Genomic DNA, 6449 nt, shown 5'->3' with positions numbered 1-6449 from the left:
CGGCGGCGGTAGATCGCTTCACGGGCGAGATGATAGGCGTAGAGGAGGCGCGATTTGTTGAAAATAGCGCTTTGGGACGAATTGACGTATTTGGCTTGATGCCCCGTGATGGTGCGTCCGCCGAATCCGACAATGGCACCGCTGGTGGAGTGGATGGGGAAGGTGATTCGTTCGATAAAACGGGCAAATAGCCGTCCATCATCCCCCCGTCCGATAGCACCTTGCTCGAGCGCTTCAGCGGATGAGAGTTTGCGCTGTTCTAAAAATCGGAGCGTCTCAGGGGAAGTAGGGGCATACCCGATCCCAAATCGTTCGATACTGGAGGCGTAGATACCCCGCTCGTGGAGATACTCCATGGCATCTCGTTTCTCTTCGAGGAGTTTTTGATACCAGTCGTTGAGGGTTTCTAGGAGATTAGAGCGTTTTTTTTGCTTGGTATCGTCGGTATAGTGGAGGCTGAAATTGTTCGATGCGGCCAGTTTTTCGATCGCTTCGGGGTAGTTGAGCTTTTCATACTCCATGACGAATTTGATACCATCACCGTGCGCACCGCATCCGAAGCAGTGATATTGCTGGCGGGTCGGATTGACGGTGAAGCTAGGAGATTTTTCATCGTGAAACGGGCAAGGTGCTTTGAAGCTGCTTCCGGCACGCTTGAGCTCAATATAGGAGCCTACGACGTCGACAATGTCAAGTCGGGCTTTGAGAGCCTCGATGGAGTCTTGGGTTATCATGGTTTGATTTTAGCGAAATGGGGCTTTGATTCTTATAGATTTAAAAAATCACGAGTGATTTGGAGCTTACTGCTGAAGTAAACTTAGCGTTAGCGTAGCCGTCGGGATTTTATTCCGATGGCGTTTTTAAATAGACTATGCTATAATTCCACTTCGAAAATTTTAAATAGAAAGTAGGTGATGTGAATGCCTGGAATTATCTTACGCCAAGATGATAACTTTGATGCTGCTTACCGTCGTTTCAAGAAACAAACAGATCGTAATCTGATTGTTACTGAAGCCCGTGCTCGTCGTAACCATGTTACAGAGACTGAAAAACGTAAACAGTTCAAAATCAGCGCTCGCAAAAAGATGTTAAAACGTCTCTATATGATGCGACGTTACGAATCTCGCCTGTAACTCCTTGCGCTTCGGCGCTTGGGTTACACCTTCTCATTCCTCCATTTTTTTTCTCTGTAACAAAACCTTTACTAACCCTGTGATAAACTTAGTGTAATAATTTCTGCACAAGGCTATTCTATGCTCTTTAGCGCACCTCTTAAAAATAATTCCAAAAAAATCATGCTCTTAGGCTCCGGCGAACTCGGTAAAGAGGTCGCGATCGAAGCACAGCGTCTCGGTATCGAAGTGGTTGCAGTAGATCGTTATGCACATGCTCCTGCTCATCTTGTCGCCAACCGTTCACATGTTGTCAATATGCAAGACAAAGAAGCGGTTTTAAAAATTATCCGTAAAGAGAAACCCGATTACATTCTCCCTGAGATCGAAGCGATTAGTATCGATGCGTTGTTTGCGGCTGAAGCGGAAGGGTTTTGTGTTATCCCCAATGCCGAAGCGGTCAACAAAACGATGAACCGCAAAAACATCCGCCGTTTCGCGGCAGAAGAGTTGGGTCTTAAAACAAGCCGTTATCATTTTGTGAGTACCTACGAAGATATGTGCACTGCGGCAGATGATGTAGGATTTCCGTGTGTGATTAAACCGGTTATGAGCTCTTCGGGACATGGACAAAGTATCGCCCACAGCCCGTTTGATTTGGAAAACTCATGGGAGATCGCCAAAGAGGCACGCGGAGATGCGAGTGAGCTGATCGTCGAAGAGTTTATCCGTTTTGATTATGAAATTACTCTCCTTACGGCGCGCAACGGTGTCGAGACAGTATTTTGTGAGCCGATCGGGCACATCCAAAAAGACGGCGACTATATCTACAGCTGGCAACCGATGGAGATGTCGAAAAAGGCATTGAAGCGTTCTCAAAAGATCGCCAAAGCGATTACCGACGGTTTGGGCGGTAAAGGGCTATTCGGCGTAGAGTTGTTTGTGAGCGGCGATGAGGTCTATTTCAGCGAAGTGAGTCCGCGCCCGCACGATACAGGGATGGTAACGCTGATCACCCAAAGTCAAAGCGAATTTGCCCTTCATGTACGTGCCGTATTTGGATTGCCGTTAGGCTTTACGTTCTACGGTGACGGTGCGAGTGCGGCATTTAAATCCACGGTTGAATCGCATGAACCGGTGATCGACGTTGCTGATGAGCTGTTTGATGATAACAGCTTTGTCCGTGTATTCGGAAAACCTGAAGCGCACGTCGGACGACGTATGGCGGTGGTTTTAGTGTTTGACAAAGTGAATAAAGCGATGAAGAAAGCGAAAAAATTGATTCAAAAGATCAAAGACGCATAGCCTCGTCATCCCCGACTTGATCGGGGATCCATCCAAAAAAAAACTGGATTCCCAATCGAGTTGGGAATGACGGAGAAAAAATGAAGATTGTAATTTTAGATGCACTAACCTACGGTGATACCTCGTTAGCGGGATTTGAATCTCTCGGAGATGTGGTTGTTTATCAGACTACATCTGCCGATGAGTCAGAAGAACGTGTTCGTGATGCTGAAGTGATTGTTACTAACAAAGTCGTTATTAACGATGCCGTAATGGAATCCGCTCCAAATCTCAAACTCATTTGTGTGGCGGCGACGGGGATGAATAACATCGATCATGAAGCGGTGGTACGTCGTGGCATTAGTGTCAAAAATGTGGCAGGTTATTCGACTGATGCTGTCGTTCAACACACGTTTTCTATGTTGTTTTATCTAATGGGTCACAGCCGTTATTACGATGAATATGTGAAAAGCGGTGAATGGCAGAATGAAGCGGTATTCGCCCATATCGGTCCCTCGTTCAGTGAACTGCGCGGGAAAACGTGGGGGATTATCGGTCTCGGTGAGATTGGACGAAATGTGGCACGAATCGCATCAGCGTTTGGTGCTAACGTCTGTTATTATTCCACTTCGGGTAAAAATGAGAATGTAGATTACGAGAAAACGACCCTTAGCCGTTTGATCGAAAACAGCGATGTCATCTCGATCCATGCACCATTGAACAAATCGACGGAGAATTTGGTCTCCCACTCCGAACTGTTGCAGATGAAAGACGGTGCGGTATTGCTCAATCTCGGACGGGGAGGTATCGTGGATGAGGATGCCCTCTCGGTTATTATCGATGTGAAACCGATCTTTGTCGGACTCGATGTTCTCTCGAAAGAACCGATGAAAATACCTCACCCTCTTTTGGCAGTCAAACACCCTGAGCGTCTCTATATCACTCCCCATATCGCATGGACATCCCGCGAAGCGAGAGCACGCCTGATCGCTTCTACGATAGAGAATATCAAAACATTTGTAACAGCGTAGGCAAAAAGAAAGCGATCCCTAAAAATACGACAGACGTTGTAAATACCTCCACCGTCACGGTACGAGGTGAACAGTTATAGAGGGATGCAAGATTGACGTTCGCCACGGCGAGAGGAACAACCAGTTCTAAAAATAAAATCCCTTTTACCGTAGCATCCATCTCAACCATCCCTAACACAACAAACGCGATCACGGGTATTAGGACAAATTTAGTTCCGTTGACCCATGCGGTGAGTCGCAGGTTTATCTCTCCTAATTTAATCCCGTACAGATATATCCCAAACAACACTAACTGCATGGTCATGGAGGCATAGGCTCCCATCATCAGTGTTTTATCGACCGCAGGGCTGGGGATGTATCCGATGAGATTCAGGGCAATAGCTACTATCGCCGCCCAAAGAACGGGGAGTTTGAGGATATTGATAAGCGAATCACGTACACTGAACTCTCCGCGTGAATAATAAAAGACTCCGATGGTATAGACCACAAAAACATTGACGAGATTGATGAGGGTGAGATAGGGGACACTCATTTCTCCAAACAGTGCAATCCCCAGCGGGATACCAAGATTCCCCGTATTTCCGATCAGTGCCGCGACAGTGCCGATGGAGCGCTCTTTGGGATTATCGAAAAGCATTTTAGCCAAAGGGATCATCAGCAACAGCGCCAAAAGGGAAATCCCCAGATAGAGGGCGGGAGCAAAGAGAAGCTCCGTATCGATAGGGCGTTTGAGCAATCCCCAAAAGGTGAGAAAAATCTGTAAAAAATAGACACTAAGCAGAGTGATGGTGCGATCATCGATTTTTTCTTTGAACGTCCATTTCGCACCGAAACCGACAGCGATAAAGAGGTAGATACCCAAAAGGGAGAGGATGGTTTCAGTACTCATTCGTCATACACATTTTTACGATGGGCTATTTTTGAAATCAACATTAAATCGTTTTCGAGGTAGAACACCACTCGATAATTTCCGGCGCGAAGACGATAGGCTCCATCAAATGGTGTTTTGAGCTTTTTGATTTGTGTTAAAATCGGTTCTTCGGCAAAGCGTTCAATTTTATCGAGTATATCTTTGACATCTTTTTTATCGATTTTTGAAAGTTGTTTGAGTACTTTTGAATCGTAGTCGATGTTATACGCCAAGAGCTTTTCTCATATCGGCATGGGAAATCGTCTTTAGGGTTCCCATCTTGTATTCTTGTACTGTTTTAGTAATGGCTTGAACATCGAAGTAATCTTGCAATGCTTCACGGATTACTTGAGTCTTTTTTTTCCCTAACTCATGAGCGATTTGTGAAAGTTCATCGATAAAATTTTCATCGAGTGTTATGGTCATTTTTTTGGTCATGGAATAACCTTTTGTTTAGTTACCATATTTTACCATACTTTTTTATCCTTAAACTTTTTATCCCCACCATCCACTTGATAAACTCCTAAAACCCCTTTCGCTACAATCTTGCATGAATAGAGATTGCATCTATTGTGATGAAATAATAAAGGATGCAGATGTCCAAAGTATTGATTATCGGTAGTGGCGGTGCGGGATTGGTAAGCGCACTCTCTGCTCGTGAGCGCGGTGCTGAGGTGATTGTCGCTTCTAAAACCCTTCCGACCCGTTCCCAAACCTCGATGGCACAGGGGGGAATGAACGCGGTTTTGGACTCAAATGACAGCGTTGAAGCCCACATCGCAGATACTCTTAAATCCTCCGCCGGATTGGGAGATGAAGAGCGAATTACCCTGATGTGTGAAAAGGCTCCGGAGGCGATTCGATGGTGTAATAGCATCGGTTTGCCGTTCAGCCGTGATGAGGGGGGAGAGATTGCGCGCAGACGACTCGGCGGAGCAAGTGCGCCACGCGCGTGTTATGCGCAGGACTATACGGGATTAAAACTTCTTCATACCCTCTACGATCAGTGCCTTAAAGCAGGGATAGAATTTAAAAACGGTCGCTTTTTGCTCAATCTGATCACGGATAATGAGACTAACCGCGTGTTAGGTGCGACGCTTTTGGTTATAGAGAGCGGTGAGGTGGAAGAGATTCGAGCCGATGCCGTCATCCTCGCTACAGGCGGGTATGGCAATCTTTACGGCAAACACTCGACCAACTCAGTGCAAGCGAGCGGGGATGGATTGGCGGCGGCAGTTCGCGCGCGGGCAAAGCTCGCCGATATGGAGTTTATCCAATTCCATCCCACAGCTCTGAAAGGCTCATCCATTTTGATCAGTGAAAGTGCTCGCGGTGCAGGGGGACATTTGCTAAACGCGCAATTAGAGCGTTTTACCGATGAACTGGCTCCCCGCGACGTTGTGGCACGTGCCATCCATGATGAGATGGCTAAAAGCGGAAGCGTCTATCTCGATATTCGCCATTTGGGAGAGGAGTTTATCAATCATGAGCTCCCTCAGGAACGAAAGTTAGCACAAATTTATGAAGGGATCGATCCCATCCATGATCTGATACCGATCAAACCCTCTGCCCACTACAGCATGGGGGGGATTGAAGTCGATGTAAAATGCATGAGCTCCGTGAATGGATTGTTTGCCGTCGGTGAGTGTGCCAATCACAAAACGCATGGTGCTAACCGTTTAGGGGGGAATTCGCTTTTAGAATTGGTCGTGTTTGGACGCGAATGTGGTAAAAATGCGTCTGAATACGGAGACAAACATCCTGCCCCTGCTGTGGAAAATACACAGTTAGCCAAAGATACCAATTTTGTACGCGGAGTGATGTATTTCACCAATCAAATCGATTTTTATCAAAAACAGGAGATGTTAGCGAATATCTTCTATAACAACGTCGGTTTGGTACGGGATGATATGGGACTCAAAGCGGTTCTCGGGGCGATTCGACAGATGCAGAAAGAGTTGCCGTTTATGGGACCGCGTGACAAATCGAAAATCTGTAATACCAATTTAGTCGAATTTATCGAGTTTGGAAATAAGATTGAATTAGCTGAGATTATCGTTGTGTGTGCGATCAGCCGTGTCGAAAGTCGAGGGGCGCATTACCGCATCGATG

The 6449-nt window shown here is 46.3% G+C and carries 8 protein-coding genes; 4 read left to right on the top strand and 4 right to left on the bottom strand.

Features of this window, described 5'->3' with window-relative positions:
* A partial coding sequence (gene dnaG / locus WA010_RS02180) for a DNA primase (protein ID WP_422555540.1) occupies window positions 1-734 on the bottom strand: 734 nt, incomplete at its 3' end.
* A gap of 186 nt (window positions 735-920) precedes the next feature.
* On the opposite strand from dnaG, the gene rpsU reads away from it, so the two are divergent.
* From rpsU to WA010_RS02165, 3 genes are all read left to right on the top strand, one after another.
* Window positions 921-1133: a 30S ribosomal protein S21 gene (rpsU, locus tag WA010_RS02175; protein ID WP_013458942.1), complete on the top strand. Its 213-nt coding sequence runs from the start codon at window positions 921-923 to the stop codon at window positions 1131-1133.
* Window positions 1134-1253: 120 nt separating this feature from the next.
* Window positions 1254-2417 (top strand): formate-dependent phosphoribosylglycinamide formyltransferase, encoded by a 1164-nt coding sequence (gene purT, locus WA010_RS02170; RefSeq protein ID WP_422555539.1) that lies wholly within the window; start codon window positions 1254-1256, stop codon window positions 2415-2417.
* Window positions 2418-2497: 80 nt separating this feature from the next.
* Window positions 2498-3427, top strand: coding sequence for a D-2-hydroxyacid dehydrogenase (locus tag WA010_RS02165; protein WP_422555538.1), 930 nt, complete (start codon window positions 2498-2500; stop codon window positions 3425-3427).
* Here WA010_RS02165 and WA010_RS02160 read toward each other — a convergent pair.
* Genes WA010_RS02160 through WA010_RS02150 form a run of 3 tightly spaced genes read right to left on the bottom strand, consistent with a single transcriptional unit; the run spans window position 3405 to window position 4775 of the window.
* Entirely contained in the window at window positions 3405-4316 is a 912-nt protein-coding gene (locus WA010_RS02160) for an AEC family transporter (protein WP_422555537.1), read from the bottom strand. The two genes, WA010_RS02165 and WA010_RS02160, sit on opposite strands and share 23 nt — an antisense overlap.
* Window positions 4313-4570 (bottom strand): type II toxin-antitoxin system RelE family toxin, encoded by a 258-nt coding sequence (locus WA010_RS02155; protein ID WP_422555536.1) that lies wholly within the window; start codon window positions 4568-4570, stop codon window positions 4313-4315. The genes WA010_RS02160 and WA010_RS02155 overlap by 4 nt, the downstream gene beginning before the upstream one ends.
* Window positions 4560-4775 (bottom strand): ribbon-helix-helix protein, CopG family, encoded by a 216-nt coding sequence (locus tag WA010_RS02150; RefSeq protein ID WP_422555535.1) that lies wholly within the window; start codon window positions 4773-4775, stop codon window positions 4560-4562. The genes WA010_RS02155 and WA010_RS02150 overlap by 11 nt, the downstream gene beginning before the upstream one ends.
* Window positions 4776-4933: 158 nt before the next feature.
* Here WA010_RS02150 and WA010_RS02145 point away from each other — a divergent pair.
* A partial coding sequence (locus WA010_RS02145; protein ID WP_422555534.1) for an FAD-dependent oxidoreductase occupies window positions 4934-6449 on the top strand: 1516 nt, incomplete at its 3' end.

The sequence above is a fragment of the Sulfuricurvum sp. genome (assembly GCF_049305995.1).
Lineage (GTDB): Bacteria > Campylobacterota > Campylobacteria > Campylobacterales > Sulfurimonadaceae > Sulfuricurvum.
Note: the sequence above shows the minus strand (reverse complement) of the source record. Positions and strands in the feature narration are given on the sequence as shown.

Excerpts from the sequence above, each read along its gene's own strand:
- rpsU (WP_013458942.1), top strand. The coding sequence starts at position 921 with ATGCCTGGAATTATCTTACGCCAAGATGATAACTTTGATGCTGCTTAC.
- purT (WP_422555539.1), top strand. The coding sequence starts at position 1,254 with ATGCTCTTTAGCGCACCTCTTAAAAATAATTCCAAAAAAATCATGCTC.
- WA010_RS02165 (WP_422555538.1), top strand. The coding sequence starts at position 2,498 with ATGAAGATTGTAATTTTAGATGCACTAACCTACGGTGATACCTCGTTA.
- WA010_RS02160 (WP_422555537.1), bottom strand. The coding sequence starts at position 4,316 with ATGAGTACTGAAACCATCCTCTCCCTTTTGGGTATCTACCTCTTTATC.
- WA010_RS02150 (WP_422555535.1), bottom strand. The coding sequence starts at position 4,775 with ATGACCAAAAAAATGACCATAACACTCGATGAAAATTTTATCGATGAA.